Here is a 16,586-nt window from a genome sequence, read left to right as displayed (position 1 = left end):
CGGTCCGGTAGCCCTGGGGTGTGAGGTACGCGCAGGGCGGCGGGCTGACCGACGCCGGGAGGACCGCAAGAGAGCGGCTGCGGCTACAAGCCGTGGGGCTGTTCGAGAGCGGGGAGAAGAACGGCGAGATCGCTGCGGTGTTGCGCGTGAGCGAGCGGTCGGTCGAGCGGTGGCGCCGGGCCTGGCGGGAGCAGGGCGAAGCCGGGCTGCTGTCAAAGGGATCACCAGGGCGGCCACGGTTGTCCGAGGTCCAGGTCTCGCGTCTGGAAAGCGAGTTGGAACGGGGACCGCTGGCGCACGGCTGGGCGGATCAGCGGTGGACACTGGCCGGGTGAAGACGCTGATCGGGCGGCTGTTCCATGTCTCGTACACCGTGGAGGGCACCTGGCGACTGCTGAAGCGGCACGGTTGGTCCTGGCAGCAACCCGCCCGACGGGCGATCGAGCGAGACGACAGCGCGGTCGAGGTCTGGAAGAAGGAGACCTGGCCGCGGGTAAGAGCATCGCGGCGGAGCGCGGGGCCTGGCTGGTCTTCGAGGACGAAGCCGGACAGGCACTGACTCCGCCGCGCGCCAGAACCTGGGGGCGCCGGGGCTGCACGCCGGTCGTGAGAGTGCGCGGCCGGGGCTCCGGGCGGGTGTCGATGGTCGGCATGACCTGCTACAAACCCGGCCAGCGGTCGCGGCTGTTCTTCGCCGTCCGGGAGTACAACGGGCGCAAGGACCAGCCGAAGGGCTTCGGCTGGCGCGACTTCCGGGATCTGATCGTCCGTGCCCGCATCCAGTTGGGCGGCCCGATTGTCCTGGTGTGGGACAACGTCCGCCTGCACCTGACGAAGCAGCTACGGGAGTTCATCGACGCGAACGCCGAATGGCTCACGGTCTTCCAACTTCCCACCTACGCGCCCGACCTCAACCCGACCGAAGGAGTCTGGTCCCTGGTCAAGCGGGACATCGGCAACCTCGCCGCCGCGAACCTCGCGGACGTCACGCGTGCAGTGAAGCGCCGGCTCAAGAGGCTCCAGTACCGTCCGGACGTGATCGACGGATGCCTTGCCGGCACCGGACTCTCCCCGGATGCCTCAGCTTGCAGTCGCGCCTGCGCAGACCCGTGCTCCAATAGCAGCTCACGCCCGGAGCTGCCCGCTGCTGGGAAGGCCCAACACTGAACCGAGGCGACATGAGCGGACGAGGGACTTCGAGAGCCTTCTTCCTTCGGTACTGGCAGCCGGCCAACAACATGGAGATCGGATGTCACGTGGCCAGCGTCGCCGAAGTCGTCGCACGGGCTGACGAGGCTGCGCAGGCCTACAGAGCGGAAGGGGCCGATTGTCTGCCCGGCGTCTCTCTGTGGCGGGGCGCCGACCTGCCCGAGAACGCGCTCAACCTCGCCATCGGTCCAACGGGCTGGGCCCTCATCCACACCGATGGTGAGTTCTTCCAGACCGTGACGCGAGGTCCGCGAAGCCAGCCGGGGACTCGGCACAGGGTCCTCTTCGACGACCTGCTGGAGATCCCGAGCGACTGCTTCATCGGCAGGGAACTCGCGATCGACACCGTGTCGCTCTGGATGACCCAAGACGCGCTACTGGAGGCCGCCGGCTTCTCCGACGACCTGTTCAGTTAGGTCCACGGGACGGAGCTCAGACCGGCCAACCGGGACGCAGCGTCCCGACATCACCCATTCAACTTCAGTATCTACTGCGCCACCCTAACGATCTCTCACGGCCGTTCCCCCATTACAGCCTCAGCAACCAATGGAGGCGTATTAAGGTGCGGGAACGGGTGGACATCCCCCCAGGGATGGTGCTTTACAGCTTTCGACACTTCTTCGCCTCCAACTGCTTGGCCCAGGGGATCCCCATCACCGACGTCGCCGAGTGGATGGGACACAGGAACATCGACGTCACCTTCAAGATCTACCGGCATCTCATGCCGGGCTCGATCAGCTCCGCCGCTCAGGTCCTCAACCAGAATCTCGTCTTGGCAACCTGACCGCGGCCAACGCGAACCAACGGTCGCCCGGAACTCCCCCACGTTCTGCGACCCCAGCCCAGGTACACGAAGCACGATGCACCTGTGCCAGAGGCCATCCGCAAACACCCTCCGCCCCACCAACTCACGAGAGCCCGACAACAACGGCACGTGGGCCGAGACCCCAGTATCGGCATCTGCACGTCCGTGCAGCGCACGTTCTCGATCTGGCCCCAGACGCACAGGCAATCACCCAACGAGCCGATGCGCCGCAGCGCTTCCGCAGCAGCGCCTTCCTCCCCATCACGAGGCTCAAGCAGCAAGGCCCACGTTGAGGAGCTGTGCGGCGGAGCTGATCGAGCCCGGCATGAGATGCCTGTAGATCTTGAAGGTGACGTCGATGCTCCTGTGGCCCATCCACTCGGCAACGTCCGTGATCGGAATGCCGTTGCTGAGACAGTTCGACGCGAAGAAGTGACGGTTCCCGTAGAGCACCATCCCCTCCGGAACGTCCACCGTGCCCGCAGCCCTGATCCGCCGCCACTGATTGTCCATCGCGTAGTGCTGGTACGGCCTGCTGGGATCGGTTGCCTGGCGCAGCAGGTAGCCGTCGACCGTTCCGTGCTTCTCGGCGTACCACTCGATCGTCTCCCTGACCCGGACGGGCAGAGGAACGTCGCGGTACTCCCTGGGCTTCCGGTGTTTGAGCGGCCCGTACTGCCGGGTGGCCATGATGACCTGCTCACTGACCCGGTACACGTCGTCGGCCACGATGTTGTCGAGGTTCACTGCGGCCGCTTCGCCGTTGCGCAGGCCGCATCCGCTCATCAAGTCGACGATGAGCATGAACGCGTCGTCGCCGGCGGTACGTATCCCGCGCAGCTGTTCCGGGGAGGGGATGACAGCTCGCGCGGGGTCGTACTGCGGCGCCTTCACTCCCGCCACGGGGTTTTCGGGGAAGATGCCGAGACGCTGGGCATCGAGGAGGATGGCGCGCAGTTTGTCGAAGGCGTTGGACTGGGTGGCCAGCCCGGCACCGTTGCGCTCCATGGTGCGGATGAATCCGTCGACGACCTTGTGGTCAAAGGAGTTCATACGCCGGCTGCCGAGCGCGGGGTAGAGGTGATGCTCCAGCAGCGAGTCGAGGTGCTTGACCGACTGGACGGCCAAATGCCGCTGGCCGGCCTTCCACTCCTCGGCGTAGTCCGCGAAGCGCATCGCCCCGTACCTGCGGATGCGCTCCGCCCTCGGCTGCCCCTGCTTCGCCGTCTTCTTCTCTTTGTAGACCTCCGTCAAACGCTCGATGGCCAAGTCCTTGTTCGCGAACCCGGACTCTTCCACCTGTTTACCGGCGGCCGACCGGTACCGGATCGCATAGGGGTGAGGGCACTTCGCCCACCGCGACTGCGGATGCCCGCACTCCTTGAAGAACGACCCCATCCCCCTGGGCAACGAATTCTGTGCCACGTCGAACCGACTCCCCACGACCGATGCTGACCTTTTGCTGACCAGCAGGGGTCTCGATCCCGTCTGACCAGCAGGAACAGCGATGGGGTTCGATATGTGGTGGAACTTCGTCGGCTGCACCCGGCAGGAGGGCGAAGAGGCCTGTGAGGACTGGGCCGAGGGCTCCCGTTTCGGTGAGGTGAGGGATTACGGCGGGGCCCCGCTGTACGTGCCCGAGATGCCGTCGAGTTCAGTGAGGCCGCTCCGCGATCAGGTCGGCCGCCCTTTCGGCGATCATGATGGTGGGTGCGTTGGTGTTCCCGCTGGTGATCGTCGGCATGACGGAGGCGTCGACGACCCGGAGTCGTTCGGCTCCGTAGACCTGCAGATCGGAATCGACGACGGCGTCGGGTCCGGTTCCCATGGCACAGGTGCCCACCGGGTGGTAGGCCGTCGCACTCCATCTGCGGGCGTGCTCTTCGAGCGCCGCGTCGCCGAGGCCGTCGAGGTGGTCCAAGTCGTCGCCGGCCGGCAGATAGGACCGCTTGAGGTAGTCGGCGAACGGTGCGCAGTGCGCGATCTCCATGACTGCTCTGAGTCCGGCGACCATGCGTGAGGTGTCCGCGGGCGCGTCGAAGTAGTGGGGATCGATCAGCGGTGGGGCCTGGGGATCGGCCGAGGCAAGGCGGACGGTGCCGCGGGTCTGCGGGTGCAGGAGGACGCAGTTCATCGTGAACACCGGGCAGTCGGGGCGATCCGCACCGCTGAGGATGAGTGCCGTGGCCCCTCCCACCAGCTGGACGTCCGGACGGTGTGGGCCGTCCGTGACGTCGAGGAACGCGCCGACCTCGCCGTAGTTGGAGGCGAACGGCCCGTCGCCGTGGGCGCGCCACCGTTCGAGGTTGTCCGGGGTGAGCAGGTCCCGGACGATGTCGGTGGAGTTCCGGGTCTCCCACACCACGGGAGTCATCAGATGGTCCTGCAGGTTGCGCCCGACCCCGGGCAGGGGGATCCGGACGTCCGTCCCCACGTCGTGCAGCTCGTCGGGATCGCCGATGCCCGACAGGAGCAGCAGCTGGGGCGAGTTGACGGATCCGCCGCAGAGCAGGATCTCCCTGTCGGCGTGGGCCGTCCGCTCCTGGCCGTCCCGGAGGTAGGTGACGCCGGTCGCGCGTGATCCGTCGAGTGTGATCCGCGTTGCCAGGGCGCCGGTGCGTACCGTGAGGTTGGGCCGATCGAGGGCACGGCGCAGATAGGCGTCGGCCGTGGACCACCGTCGGCCGTGATGGCACGTCACCTGGTACGGGCCGGCGCCGACAGGGGACGCTCCCGCGAAGTCGTCGTTGCGGGCCAGTCCCCAGGCCACGGCGGCCTCCAGCCAGGACCGTGAGAGTTCGTGGGTGTAGACGCGGTCCTCGACGTGCAGGGGCCCGTCCGCACCGTGGTAGGGCTCGCCGAGGCGGCTGTTCGACTCGGCCTTCCTGAAGTAGGGCAGGACGTCGTCGTAGCCCCAGCCCTTGGCTCCGTGCTCGTCACGCCAGCTGTCGTAGTCGTGTCGGCTGCCCCGGATGTAGATCATGATGTTGGTGGTGGACGAGCCGCCCAGTGTCCGGCCCCGGGGCCAGGAGAAGGTGCGGCCCGGCCGGGGCTGTTCGACCGTCCGGTAGCTCCAGTCGCTCTGCGATCCGAAGAGCATGCCGAGCGCGGCCGGGATGTGGAGGAGTTCGTCGGTGTCGGGGCCGCCCGCTTCGAGGAGCAGGACGCGGACGCGCTCGTCGCGGCTCAGGCGGTCCGCAAGCACGCAGCCGGCGCTGCCGGCGCCCACGATGACGTAGTCGAATCCTTCGGTTCCGGTGGAGTTCATGGTGGTTTCCTTGCCGGGCGAGCTTCCGTCGTGGCATCAAGGGTGGTAGATCGACTGGAATTGCTGGTATGCCTGGAGCCCCTCGGGCCCCAGTTCGCTGCCGAGTCCGCTGTCCTTCCTGCCTCCGTAGGGGGAGTTGAGGTCGGGAAGGTAGCCGTTGAGCCCGACGGTGCCGGTCCGCAGACGGCGGGCCACCCGGGCGCCGTGGTCCACGTCCGTGGTCCATACGGTGCCGGCGAGGCCGTAGGCCGACTCGTTCGCCAGGCGCACCGCCTCGTCCTCGCCGTCGTAGGGCGTGACCGTGAGGACCGGGCCGAAGATCTCTTCCTGCGCGATGGTCGACGCGTTGTCGACGTCGGCGAACACGGTGGGTTCGACGAACCAGCCTCGGTCGAGGCGGGGAGGGCGGCCGCCTCCGGTGGTGAGCCGAGCCCCTTCGTTGAGGCCGGTCTTGATGTGGCCCAGGACCCGATCGCGCTGGTGCTCGCTGACCAGAGGACCGACCCGGGTGGTGGGGTCGAGCGCGTCGCCGACGACGGCGTCACGCGCCATCGCCGTGCAGAACTCGACCACGTCCCGGTACCTGCTGCGGGGGGCCAGGATTCTGGTGCTCGCGTAGCAGGTCTGGCCGTTGTTCAGCAGAGTGGTCATGAAGAACTGCTCCGCGTGCGCGGTGAGGTCGGCGTCGTCGAGGACGACGGCGGCGGACTTGCCTCCGAGTTCCAGGGTCACCGGCCGCAGCAACTCGGCGCATGCGGCGGCCACCTGGCGTCCCGCCCTGGTGGATCCGGTGAACGACACCTTGTCGACGCCGGGATGGGAGACCAGGTACGCGCCGGTCTCGCGACCGCCCGGAACGATGTTGATCACGCCGTCGGGTATGCCCGCCTCCTCGGCCGCTTCCGCCAGCAGCACCGAGTCGAGGACCGTCTCCGGTGCCGGCTTGAGGACGAGCGCGCAGCCGGCCGCCAGGGCCGGGGCCGCCTTGAAGAAGGCGATGGTCTGCGGGAAGTTCCAGGTCATGATGGCGGCTACGACGCCTGCGGGTTCCCGGCGGACCAGGGTGGTGCCCCGGGGCAGTCCGGTGCGCAGTTCCTCGGACGACATGCTGCCGGCCAGTTCCGCGTAGTAGCGCAGCGCAGCCGAGGGCACCGCGCCTTCGAAGGACCGGGCGACGGTGATCGGCATGCCGTTCTGGGCGCTGACGGCGGCGGATGTCGCCTCTTTCCTGGCGTCGAGCGCATCCGCGAGACGGATCATGGCGGCGCCGCGACGTCCAGGGCCCCAGGAGGCCCAGCCGGTCGGTGCGTCGAATGCGGTACGGGCGGCTCCGACCGCCCGGTCGATGTCGCCGGGGGAACCGTCCGGCACGGCACCGAGATGATCGCCGGTGCTCGCGGAGGCGACGTTGACGACACGGTCGCCGGTGGTGTGCACCCAGCGCCCGCCGATGAACAGATGGTTGGGATCCATGGTGAACTCTCCCCACGGCATGGCCCTGGGACCACGGCACTCCGTGGTGTGCGATACGTGGATGACCAGCGGGCGCAAGGGCGCCGAGCGCGGTACGCGGACCGCTGTCGGTCATGGCTTTCCTGCGAAGTGGCTCCGCACGCAGAACCTGCGGGTGGGCCACCTCTGCGACGCCCCTTACGCCTGGTACCGGCGTACGGCGTACCGGCTCTTGGGGGCACTTTCACGGTTCACGACTGAATGAATGTGACGTTACACCCATCTGGGGTAATCTGTCACCAGATGGAATAAACACGGGCAGAACGCCTTGGCCGTGAGGCGGCGAGGAAGGCCCGGACGGACGGCTCGGACGGCTCGGACGCCTCAAGGAGAGGTGGCATCTCATGCGGACATACGGCGGAGCCACGGCCGAGGAGCGCGCGTCGCTCCGCCGTCGGCGCCTCATGGAAAGTGGCCTCGAACTCTTCTCCAGCCTGGGATACGCCCACACCTCCGTCCGTGCCGTACTCCGCCACGCCGGGCTGAAGGACAGGTACTTCGCGGAGAGCTTCACGTCCCTCGACGACGTGATGGCGGCGATCATGAGGGACATCTACGAGGAGCAGATCACCCGGTGCGCCGACGCGGTCGCCACAGACCAGCCGCTGCGCGACCGTGCCCGCAACGTCATCGACACCGTCGTCGGCCTTTCTCTGGAGGACCCGAGAAAAGGGCGCGTCAAACTCACGGAATCCCTGGGGGCCGGTCCTCTCACCGCACGCGAACGGCGCCTGGGCCTGCGGCGTATGAGCGGCCTCGTGGACTCCCTCCTGCGGGAAGGGCTTCAAGATCCCCGGGTCGATCCCGCCACCCTGTCCGTGGCCGTCGTGGGGGCGGTCAGCGAGATGCTGCTGAGCTGGTTCAACGGAGAGCTGGGTGTCTCGAGGGAGGAGCTGGTGGACCAGGGCCTCCTCCTGTTCGAGGCGATCACCGGGCACGTGTCGCCGGCATCACGAGAATGACCGAGCAGCCACCGGGAGCGGCTGCGTCGTCCCCACGAGAGTGGGGGCCGGTCGTCAGCTGAGCAGCGAGCGCGGGCGTGCGGTCAGGATGGCCTCGGCCTCTTCGGCGATCGTCCGGACCACCTCCGCGGCAGGACGGACGGCGTCGACGAAGACCGCCGACTGACCGTAGAGAATCGCGCCCGTGTCGGGGTCGGGCGGGCCCTCGACCGGACTGATGTCCTTCGGGGGTGCGATTTCCTCCCTGCGGGCGCGCAGCTCCGCCTCGTGCTCCGACCACTCGTCGGTGAACCGGTTGCGGCGGACCCGTTCACCGATCGCCGCCGGCCACGGCAGCCCCGACACGATGTCGTAGGCCCGCGTCCACACGGTGTCGCCGCCGTCGCTCTCGACGATCAGACGCTTGTGGGCGTCGTGCACCTCGATCGCCTCCGGCGTGGCCAGAAACGCCGTGCCGAGCCAGGCGCCGTCCGCCCCCGCGGTGAGGACGGCAGCGAGGGTGCGGCCGTCGCCGATGCCCCCCGCGGCCAGCACCGGGACGTCGGGGTAGCGCCGCACGATCCCGGCCAGGAACGGCAGGAGGCCCATCGTCCCGGTATGGCCACCGGCCTCGGTGCCCTGCGCCACCAGGACATCGGCACCCGCGGCAACGGCCGTCCGCGCGTCGTCGTAGTTCTGCACCTGGCACATCACCCGGGCCCCTGCGGCCTTGGCGCGGGCAAGCCACGGCTGCGGGTCGGCGAACGACAGCGCGACGACGTCAGGCCGCTCTTCGAGAGCAGCCTCGAATTGCGGTTCCGTGAAGGGGAGGAACGGCGTGATGAAGCCGACCCCGAACGGGCGGCCGGTCCTGGCGCGGACGGTCGCGATCTCCGCGCGGATCCAGTCAGGCCCTTTCCAGGGGTGTGTCCCCCCGAACGAGCCGAGCCCGCCGGCCGCGGAGACCGCGGCGGCGAGTGTTCCGCCGCTGTGCAAGGCCATCGGGGCCGCCATCACCGGATAGGTGATACCGAACATTTCGGTGAATCTCGTATGCAACATGGTCAGACGCTAGCGAACACGGTGCGCACAGCAGGGCGATACACGCGCCGGTCCTCGCGGACGGTACGCCGGGCAAGCAGAAACCTGTACAACTGCCGCGGCCGGTAGGACCGTTCGGCGACCCGAGCCGGGTGGAACGGGGCTCGGGCCGTGTGCGTGGATGCCGATGTCGCGAGGCGGGTCAGGAACCAGCGCCGGGCAGCTTCTGCGAAATCTCGATCATGTTGCCCCACGGGTCGCGGAAGAACGCCAGTCGCCGGCTGATGTCCTCGATCTCGAACGGTTCACCGATGAGATCGACACCGCGGTCGGCGAGTTCCGCCCGTGCTTCGTCGACATCGTCGACATGAACACAGATGTGCTGGTAACCGCCGTGCTGCAGGCTGGCTCCGAGGTCGTCGAGGATCTCGTTCGGGAACGGCACGGGCCCTGCCAGCAGTTCCACATGGAAGGTGTCGTCGTTGGGCGGGCAGAGGTACGCGAGTTTCAGCTCACCGTAGGGCCACTCCTGGAGCACCCGGAAGTCCAGCTTCTCCGTGTACCAGGCCTTCGCCGCGTCGTAGTCGGGAACGCGGATACCGACATGGTGACCGCTGAAGGACGAAAAGGGACTCGACGGGTTTTTCGGCGGGTGGGCCGGCATGGGCATCGCAATCACTCCGATCCTGCTGGACCATCAGGGGATGGCGCGACGAATCAGGCGGTTCAGACTATCGTGCGGTGGGGTGCGATCTATTCAAGCTGCGCATGTTCGTGATCAGGTCTGATAACCGGCCGATGAGCATCCGGTGGGAGATTGCGACCGGACGCAGTGAGGCGGGTTCCATCTCTACGGTCCACGGCCTCGGCAGCGGCAGCAGGCGCTTCGGTGGCGGTGACGGTAACGGTTCGGTCGGCCGCAGGGCGGGCCGGTCAGCCGATGCCGCCTGTCCCGCCCGTGCCGCCGCGGCCGCCGGTCGCGCAGCCGAGTCCGAGACAGATCCCGCCGGTGCCGCCCGTGCCGCCGCGGCCGCCGTCTCCGGTGCCCACCGCGGCCCCGCCCGCTCCACCCGTGCCACCGTTGGCGCTGCCGCCGCAGATCCCGGCGCAGATCCCGCCCGTGCCGCCGGTGCCGCCCTCGCGTCCGGGCGCGCCGGCCGTACCGGTGCCGCCGTTGGCGCTGCCGTTGCACAGTCCGGCGCAGATCCCGCCCCGGCTGCCGTTGCTTCCGTTCACGGTGGCGTTGCAGTCTCCCGCACACACCCGGTCGCCGATCCGTACACTGCCGTCGCCCGCCTGGACCGTGCCGAACTGGATGCGGCCGCTGCCCGGTCCCGCGGTGTCGGCGGGAAGCTGCCGGGCGGCCGTGACGGCCGGCTGGCTCTGCGGTGCCGGCGCCGCCGTGGCGGCCGGTGCCAGCGCGCCGACCGCGACGCCGGCGGCCAGGGCGGCCGAGGCCGTGAGTCCGAGACGGGCCTTCCAAGAACACGTACGCATGGCATTTCTCATTTCCGAAGAATTGTTTTCCGTACGGCTGCTTCCGCCACGGAATGGGCAGGAACCGGAACGCCCCGGCCCACACCGGGCCGGGGCGCCGGGGATTTCCCTCAGGAGCCGAAGAGCGAATCCAGGCCCAGCAGCGCGGCCCAGTCCCCGCCCCGGAGCTGCCGGTCCCAGGTGTCGAACTCCTTCTCGGAGATCTTGTATTTCTTGAGGACGTCGGCCTTCTTCGCCTGCCCGGACTCCACGGCCAGGACGATCCGCGCCCTGTCCAGGCCCGTGAGATCCGACTTCGGTCTGTCGGGCAGGTCGCCGAGGCTGAGACAGCCGGAGCGGCCGGGTTTGCCGGGCTCTCCCGGCCGGCCGGGCGCACCGCCCTTGCCGCCTTCCCCGCCCTGGCCGCAGTGGGACGAAGCCGGGGCGGCGGCCGGGGTGTTGCCCGGCGCCGCCTGGGCGGCGCACGCGGTACCGGCGGCGAGGGCCACCGAGGCCACCGCCAGGACGAACGGACGCTGCCAGCGATTTCTGGACATGAGGATTCTCGCTTTCCTTGGTCAGGGTTGAGGGCCGGTGGTGGGTGGGGGCGCCGGCCGTCCGGGCCTGCGCCCCCACCGGGCCGGACGGTCAGAAGAGGCTGCCGCCGCCGGCGCCACCGGCACCGCCCAGGCCGCCGAAGAGGACACCGAGCCCGCCCGCGCCGCCCTTGCCGCCGGAGCCGCCCTGGAAGATCCCGAAGCCTCCGTTGCCGCCCTTGCCCCCGTTGCCGCCCTTGAGGATGCCGTCGCCGCCGGAGCCGCCGGAGCCCGCGCTGCCGCCGAACAGGCCGGTGCCGCCGTTGCCGCCGCCACCGCCGTTGCCGCCCACGACACCGTCGCCGCCACCGCCCCCGCCGCCTCCACCGCCGCCTGACAGGATGCCGTTGCCGCCGTTGCCGCCCCTGCCTCCGTCACCGCCGGTGCCCAGGACGCTGCCGCCGCCGGAGCCGCCGGAGCCCCCGCCGCCGCCGATGAGGCCGCCGCCGCCCGCACCTCCGTCGCCGCCGGCGCCACCGCCGTGGACGAAGCTCACGACAGGCGCGGTGGGCATCGGTGCGGCCATCGCCGCGGACGCCGGCAGGACGACTCCCCCGGTGACCACCGCGGCCGAGGCCGCGAGCGCCGCGAGACCGAAGCGACGACGCCCGTGCCGGGTCTTGCTGCTGGTGCGAAAAATACGGTTCATGGGTTCTCTCCTGTCGATGCGCGGGGTTTTCTGTCTGCCCCTGAAATTCCGGCGGATTTCCGTCCCACCGTTCTGCCTCATTTGTGTTCCGGATTTCTTTTCCGGTGAGGCCCGCACTTCAAGTAGGCCCTGCGAGAACCGCACGGTCACGTTCCGAGGGGTCGTGACTTGACCCCGCGGGATTAATCGGGTAAAAGGCGCAACTGGACGCCGTGACGTCATTGCCCGCCACCACGCACGAGGGTCCGCTCCAGCGGCACCGCCGTCATTCGCAGGCGACGCCGTCGCCGTCCCGGTCGAGATGCGAGTCGTATCCGGGCTCGCCCCGGTAGAGAGGGGTGACGCCCGCGGCGCGGGCGGCGGTGCAGTTGGCGTAGTAGGTGCTTCCACCGCTGTCGTCGCCGGAGCTCACGGAGTCGCCACCGGCCGCGTCCGCGGTCACGGTCACCCGCACCTTGACCGTCTTCGTCTCGGTGACGGTGGGCGCCGGCTCGGGTGCGGCGGTCTCCGTGGCGGTTGCCGTCGCCGTCACCGTGGCGGTCACGGTGGGCCGGGGCTTGTCGTCCGCGACGGTCTTCTTGTCGTCGTTCCCACTGCCGCCGACGGCGATGCCGACGACGAAGGCCACGGCGAGGGCGGGCAGTACGACCCTTTTGCGAGCCCACTTGGGTATGGACCCGGCGGGTTGCGGGGTGTTGTACGGGTTGCTCATGTTCCCCCCTGGTTGCTGTGAGAACGATGACAGCCGTCAGGTGGGGTGGTGAAGCGGCTTTGCGGTAGCGGTCACCTGTTCGTGACGGACGTCCGCCCGTGGGCCGTCAGGCCGGAACGTCCCAGAGCACGTGGAGGGCGGCCGGCTTGCGGAAGACCAAGCCGTGCGGGGTGGCGGGGCGCTGCGGGTCGAGGCGGAGTCCGGGGAGGCGTTCGAGCAGGCGCTGCAGGGCGATGCGGGTTTCCAGGCGGGCCAGATGGGCGGCGAGGCAGTGGTGCGGGCCGTGGGCGAAGGCCAGTTGCAGGCGGGCTTCGGGACGCCGGACGTCGAACCGGTCCGGGTCGGCGAAGACGGCCGGATCGCGGTTGGCGCCGGTCAGGGAGACGCTGACGAGGTCGCCGCGGCGGATGGCGGCCGGGCCCAGCACGATGTCGCGGGTGGCATAGCGGTCCACCACGGCCGCGCCGGGCTCCAGCCGCAGGGACTCCTCGACGGCTCCGTCCAGCAGGCCGGAGTCGGCCTGCACCAGGGCGAGTTGGCCGGGGTTCTGCAGCAGGTGGAGGAGGGCGTTGGTGATCATCGCCTCGGTCGTCTCGATGCCGCCGAACATGAGCACCGCCGCGTTGGAGGCGACTTCGGGCACGTCCAGGTGTCCGGCGGCGGAGACGAGGAGCGAGGAGGCGTGCGGGTCGGCGACGGTCGCCTCGACGGCGGCCCGCAGCTGCGCGTAGGCGGCGGCACCCGCCGGGCCTGCCGCCAGACCCTCGGTGATGTCCGAGACCGACCGTACGATGGCGTCGTACCAGGAGAGCACCGTGTCGGTGGTCGCCCCGACCAGGCCGAGGGCGTCGGTGACGACGGCCACCGCGAGCGGTCCGGCGAAGGCGCGGCGCAGTTCGGTGGCGCCCTCGGGTTCCAGTGCGGTGATGAGGCGGTCGGTCTCCCGTTCTATGAACTCCGCGAAGTTGTCGTGCACTCTTCGGGGCCGGAAGGGGGCCGCGAAGGGCTCGCGGTGGCGGGTGTGCGCGGCACCGTCCAGGGACAGCATGCTCGGTCCCACGACCTGGGCGGTGGTGAAGCGGGGGTCGTCGACGGTGAAGCCGGCGGAGTCCCTCATCACGTCCAGCCCGAGGTCGCGGCGGGTGACCAGCCAGCCGTTCAGCTCGGGCAGCCACGACACGGGCTCGTGGGCGCGGAGCAGTGCCAGGCGCGGGTGCGGATCCCGGGCGAGTTCGGCGAGCGTGGTCGAGGCCCCGAGGGGGAACGTGTCGGCGGTGCTCATCGCGATGTCCGGCCGGGAGAGGGGAAACGGTGCACAGGGCATCGTAATCACGGTCGGGTAGGGGCGACGGCAGCGACCTCCTGCGTGCCGTCGCCGGAGGGCCGGTTCAGGCGCTGTGGACCCCGACCTCGTACAGCGAGTACCCCCAGTCGGTGCCGCGGTCGAGGCCGTGGATACGGACGTAGCGGGCCGGGGTGCCGGTGAACCGGGCCGTGTCCAGGCCGCCGTCGCCGGTTGTGGTGGACCAGGCGGTCTGCCAGTTGGTGCCGTCGGTGGAGAGTTCGACGCGGTACGACTTGCCGTAGGCGCGTTCCCAGTCCAGCGTCACCCGGGAGACGAGGTGGGTGGAGCCCAGGTCGACCTGCCACCACTGGTCGTCGCTCCAGTCGCTGGCCCAGCGGGTGCCGTCGTCGCCGTCGACGGCGCGGCCCGGCTGGTAGCTGGTGAACGGGTTCGACTCGGACGAACTGGCCGTGGCCGGCTGTCCCTCGGCGAGGTCGACCGAGGCCTGGTGCTGTTCGGTGGCCCCCCAGGTGTCGAGGTAGGATTCGGCGCCCCGGAACAGGTCGTTCACCACACTCTGGCCGCCGACCTGCCGGATGTCCTCGATCCAGTCGGGGATCATGCCGGCGTGGGCCGCGCCGTCGGTGTTGATGTCGAAGGTGCGGTCGCCGGAGGTCTGCCTGTCGATGACGGAGCCGCCGTCGACGCTCCTGAAGGGGTACGTCACCTTGTTCGTGGCGTCCGCGCCGCGCGGGGCGGGGTGGTCGCCGATGCCGTTGAAGTCGGTGCCGTAGCCGTAGCCCACGCCGTACTTGTCGCGCAGCGCCTTGGTCCGGGCGGCTTCCGCGACGAAGCCCTCGGAGCCGTGCATGTACTGGGCGACGAAGCCGCCGAGGGCGTAGACCCGCTCGGTCCAGTTCAGGTCCATCCAGCTGTGCGAGGAGATCACGCCGGGGTAGGACGCGGACTCCAGGATGTCGAGGGCCTGGCCGACGGCCTTGACGCCCATGTGGTCGATCTCCAGCATCATCTTGCGTTTCATCATGCCGCGCACGGCGTACTCGCCGAGTTCGGTGAGACCGCGCTTGTTGCACTGGGCGTCCGAGTCGTACGCGGGGACGTCCACGCCCGCCGGCAGGTCCGACTCGGCCGCCGAGGAGGCGCTGCCGATGGGGTTGTCGTGCTGCGGGCCGGTGCACTTCTCGGTCTGCCAGAAGGTCCCGGTGGACAGGAACTGGCCGACGTTGATGGCCGTTCCGAGGCCGCCGGAGTCGAAGCGGACGCCGCACAGCGCGTTGTCGAACTTGTGGCAGAGGAACATGGAGCGGACGCCGAGTGCGTAGAGCTCGTCGAGGCCCTTGTCGATGTCCGCCTTGCTGCACTGCGGGATGTCGAGGATCTGCTTGCAGCCGAAGGGTTCGGAGGTCTCGACGCCGAGGACGACGGCGAGTTTGCCCTCCTCGATGACCTGCCGTGCCTGGGCGCTGTCGGTGACGATCCGGAACCAGCCCTTGCCGGTGCCGCCGTACATCGTGTCGATGTAGGCCTGGAGGGCGTAGGTCATCTTCGCCTGCAGCCGGATCGAGGTCATCTCGTCACAACTGCGGTCCTTGAAGGGGTAGACGGAGCAGATCACGCCGTTGGTGACGAGGTCGTTGACGAGCACGCGCTGTCCGCCGCGCCAGGCCCGCTCCACCCAGGCGTAGTAGTCGGCCTGGTGGGTCATCGAGTCGTATGCGGGCCAGTCCTTGAAGGTGGGCCAGCCGACCGGGTCGTGCTTGCCGTCGCCGCCGTGGGTGATGTAGTCGAACAGGGCAAGGGTGCCGTCGGGGTAGTGCTCGGGGCAGTCCTTGAGGGCGTCGGCGACACCGGCCTCGGAGAAGACCTTGCCGCAGATCAGCCGGCCGCCGAAGGCCTCGTTGCCGAACAGGTGGTTGTGCGCGTCGACGAACCCCTGTACTTCGCCTGCGGAGTTGATGCCGGTGAACGGCTCGCCGGTGACGTCGATCCCGACGTCCGGGGCGGGTCGTGCGGTCGGGATCCACCAGTCGCCGCCGGCCGCGGAGCTCGGGGTCGGCCCGAGGGCCATGGTCAGTACCAGGAGCAGCAGCGACAGCATGGTGACGTTCTTGCGTCTGCGGTGCGAGCGTCCGGTCGGCGTCACGGTCCACGTCCCTCGGTCGACGAGAGGGCGCGATTGACGAAACCATGGGGTTGTCATGAACCGCGCAATACCTGGGACGAGGATCATGCCCCGCGCCGACGGAGTCAAGGGCCCGGGACGCCCGACCCGGCATCCCGCGGCGGGGGGGCATCTCGGCCCGCTCCGGAAGAAAGTCGTGTGCCGCTGTCGATCCGGCCGCTTTCCGTTCGACACCATGGTGTGGGGCGCTCGGCCGCACGACGACACGACAGGGTTCGGTGAGGATGCGCATGGATCAATTGCTGAGAGTGATGAACTTCGTCGTCTCGGCCGACGGAATCGGTGCCGGTCCCGATGAGCAGCAGAGTCTTGAGCAGCCGTTCGGCCTCGACCGTGCCGAGCGGCTGTTCGCCTGGGCCGGGGCCACGGCGAGCTGGCCCAACCGTACGGACGCCGGCGGCAGCCGGGGCCTGGACGACTACTTCACCCGGGACTTCCCGCGCAACATCGGCGCCGAGATCATGGGCCGCAACAAGTTCGGGCCGCAGCGCGGGCCCTGGCAGGACCACGAGTGGCGCGGCTGGTGGGGCGAGGAGCCCCCGTTCCGCACGCCGGTGTTCGTCATGACCCACCACGGGCGCCCGTCGTTCACGCTCTCCGACACCACGTTCCACTTCGTCGACGGCACCCCGGCCACGGTCCTCGAACAGGCTCGGGAGGCGGCGCAGGGCAAGGACGTCCGACTCGGCGGCGGGGTCACCACCGTCCGGCAGTTCCTCGACGCCGACCTCGTCGACACCCTGCACGTGGCGGTCTCGCCGGTGAAGTTCGGGTCCGGACTACGGCTGTGGGAGTCCCCCGACGAACTCCTCGACCGGTTTCACCTGGAGGTCGTCCCCAGCCCGAGCGGCGTCACCCACCACCTGTTCTGGCGAAGGTGACACGAGGA

General features: G+C 69.3%; 16 protein-coding genes and 1 pseudogene. 6 read left to right on the top strand and 11 right to left on the bottom strand.

Annotation, left to right across the window (positions count from 1 at the left end; all coding sequences use genetic code 11):
• Positions 1-20: 20 nt before the first annotated feature.
• The 4 genes and pseudogenes from ACIQVL_RS39600 (at position 21) to ACIQVL_RS39585 (ending at position 1,993) form a co-directional block, all read left to right on the top strand.
• Positions 21-559: pseudogene (locus ACIQVL_RS39600) on the top strand (winged helix-turn-helix domain-containing protein).
• The gene (locus ACIQVL_RS39595) at positions 502-1,167 is read left to right on the top strand and encodes a transposase (protein ID WP_403477876.1); all 666 of its coding nucleotides are present in this window, start codon (positions 502-504) and stop codon (positions 1,165-1,167) included. Before ACIQVL_RS39600 ends, ACIQVL_RS39595 begins: the two are co-directional and overlap by 58 nt.
• Before the next feature lie 89 nt (positions 1,168-1,256).
• Complete coding sequence (locus ACIQVL_RS39590; RefSeq protein ID WP_403440853.1) at positions 1,257-1,625, top strand: hypothetical protein; 369 nt, start codon at positions 1,257-1,259, stop codon at positions 1,623-1,625.
• Positions 1,523-1,993, top strand: a complete 471-nt coding sequence (locus tag ACIQVL_RS39585; RefSeq protein WP_403477875.1) for a tyrosine-type recombinase/integrase — start codon at positions 1,523-1,525, stop codon at positions 1,991-1,993. The genes ACIQVL_RS39590 and ACIQVL_RS39585 overlap by 103 nt, the downstream gene beginning before the upstream one ends.
• A 291-nt stretch (positions 1,994-2,284) precedes the next feature.
• On the opposite strand, the gene ACIQVL_RS39580 is transcribed toward ACIQVL_RS39585, so the two are convergent.
• From ACIQVL_RS39580 to ACIQVL_RS39570, 3 genes are all read right to left on the bottom strand, one after another.
• Positions 2,285-3,439 (bottom strand): tyrosine-type recombinase/integrase, encoded by a 1,155-nt coding sequence (locus tag ACIQVL_RS39580; RefSeq protein WP_403477809.1) that lies wholly within the window; start codon positions 3,437-3,439, stop codon positions 2,285-2,287.
• 229 nt (positions 3,440-3,668) lie between these two features.
• Positions 3,669-5,282: a GMC family oxidoreductase gene (locus tag ACIQVL_RS39575; protein WP_403477808.1), complete on the bottom strand. Its 1,614-nt coding sequence runs from the start codon at positions 5,280-5,282 to the stop codon at positions 3,669-3,671.
• A gap of 36 nt (positions 5,283-5,318) precedes the next feature.
• A complete protein-coding gene (locus ACIQVL_RS39570) occupies positions 5,319-6,755 on the bottom strand; it encodes an aldehyde dehydrogenase (RefSeq protein WP_403477807.1) in 1,437 nt (478 codons plus the stop codon).
• Positions 6,756-7,138: 383 nt separating this feature from the next.
• Between ACIQVL_RS39570 and ACIQVL_RS39565 the strand changes: the two genes are divergently transcribed.
• Complete coding sequence (locus tag ACIQVL_RS39565) at positions 7,139-7,756, top strand: TetR/AcrR family transcriptional regulator (RefSeq protein WP_403477806.1); 618 nt, start codon at positions 7,139-7,141, stop codon at positions 7,754-7,756.
• A 54-nt stretch (positions 7,757-7,810) separates the two neighbouring features.
• Here the strand turns inward: ACIQVL_RS39565 and ACIQVL_RS39560 are convergent, their stop codons facing one another.
• From ACIQVL_RS39560 to ACIQVL_RS39525, 8 genes are all read right to left on the bottom strand, one after another.
• The gene (locus ACIQVL_RS39560; protein ID WP_403477805.1) at positions 7,811-8,797 is read right to left on the bottom strand and encodes an NAD(P)H-dependent flavin oxidoreductase; all 987 of its coding nucleotides are present in this window, start codon (positions 8,795-8,797) and stop codon (positions 7,811-7,813) included.
• A 181-nt stretch (positions 8,798-8,978) separates the two neighbouring features.
• Positions 8,979-9,440 (bottom strand): VOC family protein, encoded by a 462-nt coding sequence (locus ACIQVL_RS39555; RefSeq protein ID WP_403477804.1) that lies wholly within the window; start codon positions 9,438-9,440, stop codon positions 8,979-8,981.
• 269 nt (positions 9,441-9,709) lie between these two features.
• Complete coding sequence (locus tag ACIQVL_RS39550; RefSeq protein WP_403477803.1) at positions 9,710-10,273, bottom strand: hypothetical protein; 564 nt, start codon at positions 10,271-10,273, stop codon at positions 9,710-9,712.
• A 110-nt stretch (positions 10,274-10,383) separates the two neighbouring features.
• Positions 10,384-10,809 carry a DUF1153 domain-containing protein gene (locus ACIQVL_RS39545; protein WP_403440699.1) on the bottom strand — a complete coding sequence of 142 codons (426 nt, stop codon included), beginning with the start codon at positions 10,807-10,809 and terminating at the stop codon, positions 10,384-10,386.
• Positions 10,810-10,900: 91 nt separating this feature from the next.
• Positions 10,901-11,497, bottom strand: coding sequence for a hypothetical protein (locus tag ACIQVL_RS39540; protein WP_403477802.1), 597 nt, complete (start codon positions 11,495-11,497; stop codon positions 10,901-10,903).
• Between the two features lie 265 nt (positions 11,498-11,762).
• On the bottom strand, positions 11,763-12,209 hold the full coding sequence (locus tag ACIQVL_RS39535; RefSeq protein ID WP_403477801.1) for an excalibur calcium-binding domain-containing protein: 447 nt from the start codon (positions 12,207-12,209) through the stop codon (positions 11,763-11,765).
• Positions 12,210-12,315: 106 nt separating this feature from the next.
• Positions 12,316-13,491 (bottom strand): cytochrome P450, encoded by a 1,176-nt coding sequence (locus ACIQVL_RS39530; RefSeq protein ID WP_403477874.1) that lies wholly within the window; start codon positions 13,489-13,491, stop codon positions 12,316-12,318.
• 106 nt (positions 13,492-13,597) lie between these two features.
• On the bottom strand, positions 13,598-15,613 hold the full coding sequence (locus tag ACIQVL_RS39525) for a discoidin domain-containing protein (RefSeq protein ID WP_403477873.1): 2,016 nt from the start codon (positions 15,611-15,613) through the stop codon (positions 13,598-13,600).
• 314 nt (positions 15,614-15,927) lie between these two features.
• Here ACIQVL_RS39525 and ACIQVL_RS39520 point away from each other — a divergent pair, with 314 nt between their 5' ends.
• Positions 15,928-16,578 carry a dihydrofolate reductase family protein gene (locus tag ACIQVL_RS39520; protein ID WP_403477800.1) on the top strand — a complete coding sequence of 217 codons (651 nt, stop codon included), beginning with the start codon at positions 15,928-15,930 and terminating at the stop codon, positions 16,576-16,578.
• The last annotated feature ends 8 nt before the right edge of the window (positions 16,579-16,586 follow it).

This window comes from Streptomyces sp. NPDC090499 (genome assembly GCF_044769305.1).
GTDB lineage: Bacteria > Actinomycetota > Actinomycetes > Streptomycetales > Streptomycetaceae > Streptomyces.
The sequence above is the reverse complement of the archived record's forward strand: the minus strand, read 5'-3'. Positions and strand labels throughout refer to the sequence as shown.

Coding starts and splice junctions, on each gene's coding strand:
- ACIQVL_RS39550 (WP_403477803.1), bottom strand. CDS start 10,273: ATGCGTACGTGTTCTTGGAAGGCCCGTCTCGGACTCACGGCCTCGGCC.
- ACIQVL_RS39520 (WP_403477800.1), top strand. CDS start 15,928: ATGGATCAATTGCTGAGAGTGATGAACTTCGTCGTCTCGGCCGACGGA.
- ACIQVL_RS39530 (WP_403477874.1), bottom strand. CDS start 13,491: ATGAGCACCGCCGACACGTTCCCCCTCGGGGCCTCGACCACGCTCGCC.
- ACIQVL_RS39545 (WP_403440699.1), bottom strand. CDS start 10,809: ATGTCCAGAAATCGCTGGCAGCGTCCGTTCGTCCTGGCGGTGGCCTCG.
- ACIQVL_RS39565 (WP_403477806.1), top strand. CDS start 7,139: ATGCGGACATACGGCGGAGCCACGGCCGAGGAGCGCGCGTCGCTCCGC.
- ACIQVL_RS39570 (WP_403477807.1), bottom strand. CDS start 6,755: ATGGATCCCAACCATCTGTTCATCGGCGGGCGCTGGGTGCACACCACC.
- ACIQVL_RS39525 (WP_403477873.1), bottom strand. CDS start 15,613: ATGCTGTCGCTGCTGCTCCTGGTACTGACCATGGCCCTCGGGCCGACC.
- ACIQVL_RS39575 (WP_403477808.1), bottom strand. CDS start 5,282: ATGAACTCCACCGGAACCGAAGGATTCGACTACGTCATCGTGGGCGCC.
- ACIQVL_RS39560 (WP_403477805.1), bottom strand. CDS start 8,797: ATGTTGCATACGAGATTCACCGAAATGTTCGGTATCACCTATCCGGTG.
- ACIQVL_RS39555 (WP_403477804.1), bottom strand. CDS start 9,440: ATGCCGGCCCACCCGCCGAAAAACCCGTCGAGTCCCTTTTCGTCCTTC.
- ACIQVL_RS39535 (WP_403477801.1), bottom strand. CDS start 12,209: ATGAGCAACCCGTACAACACCCCGCAACCCGCCGGGTCCATACCCAAG.
- ACIQVL_RS39540 (WP_403477802.1), bottom strand. CDS start 11,497: ATGAACCGTATTTTTCGCACCAGCAGCAAGACCCGGCACGGGCGTCGT.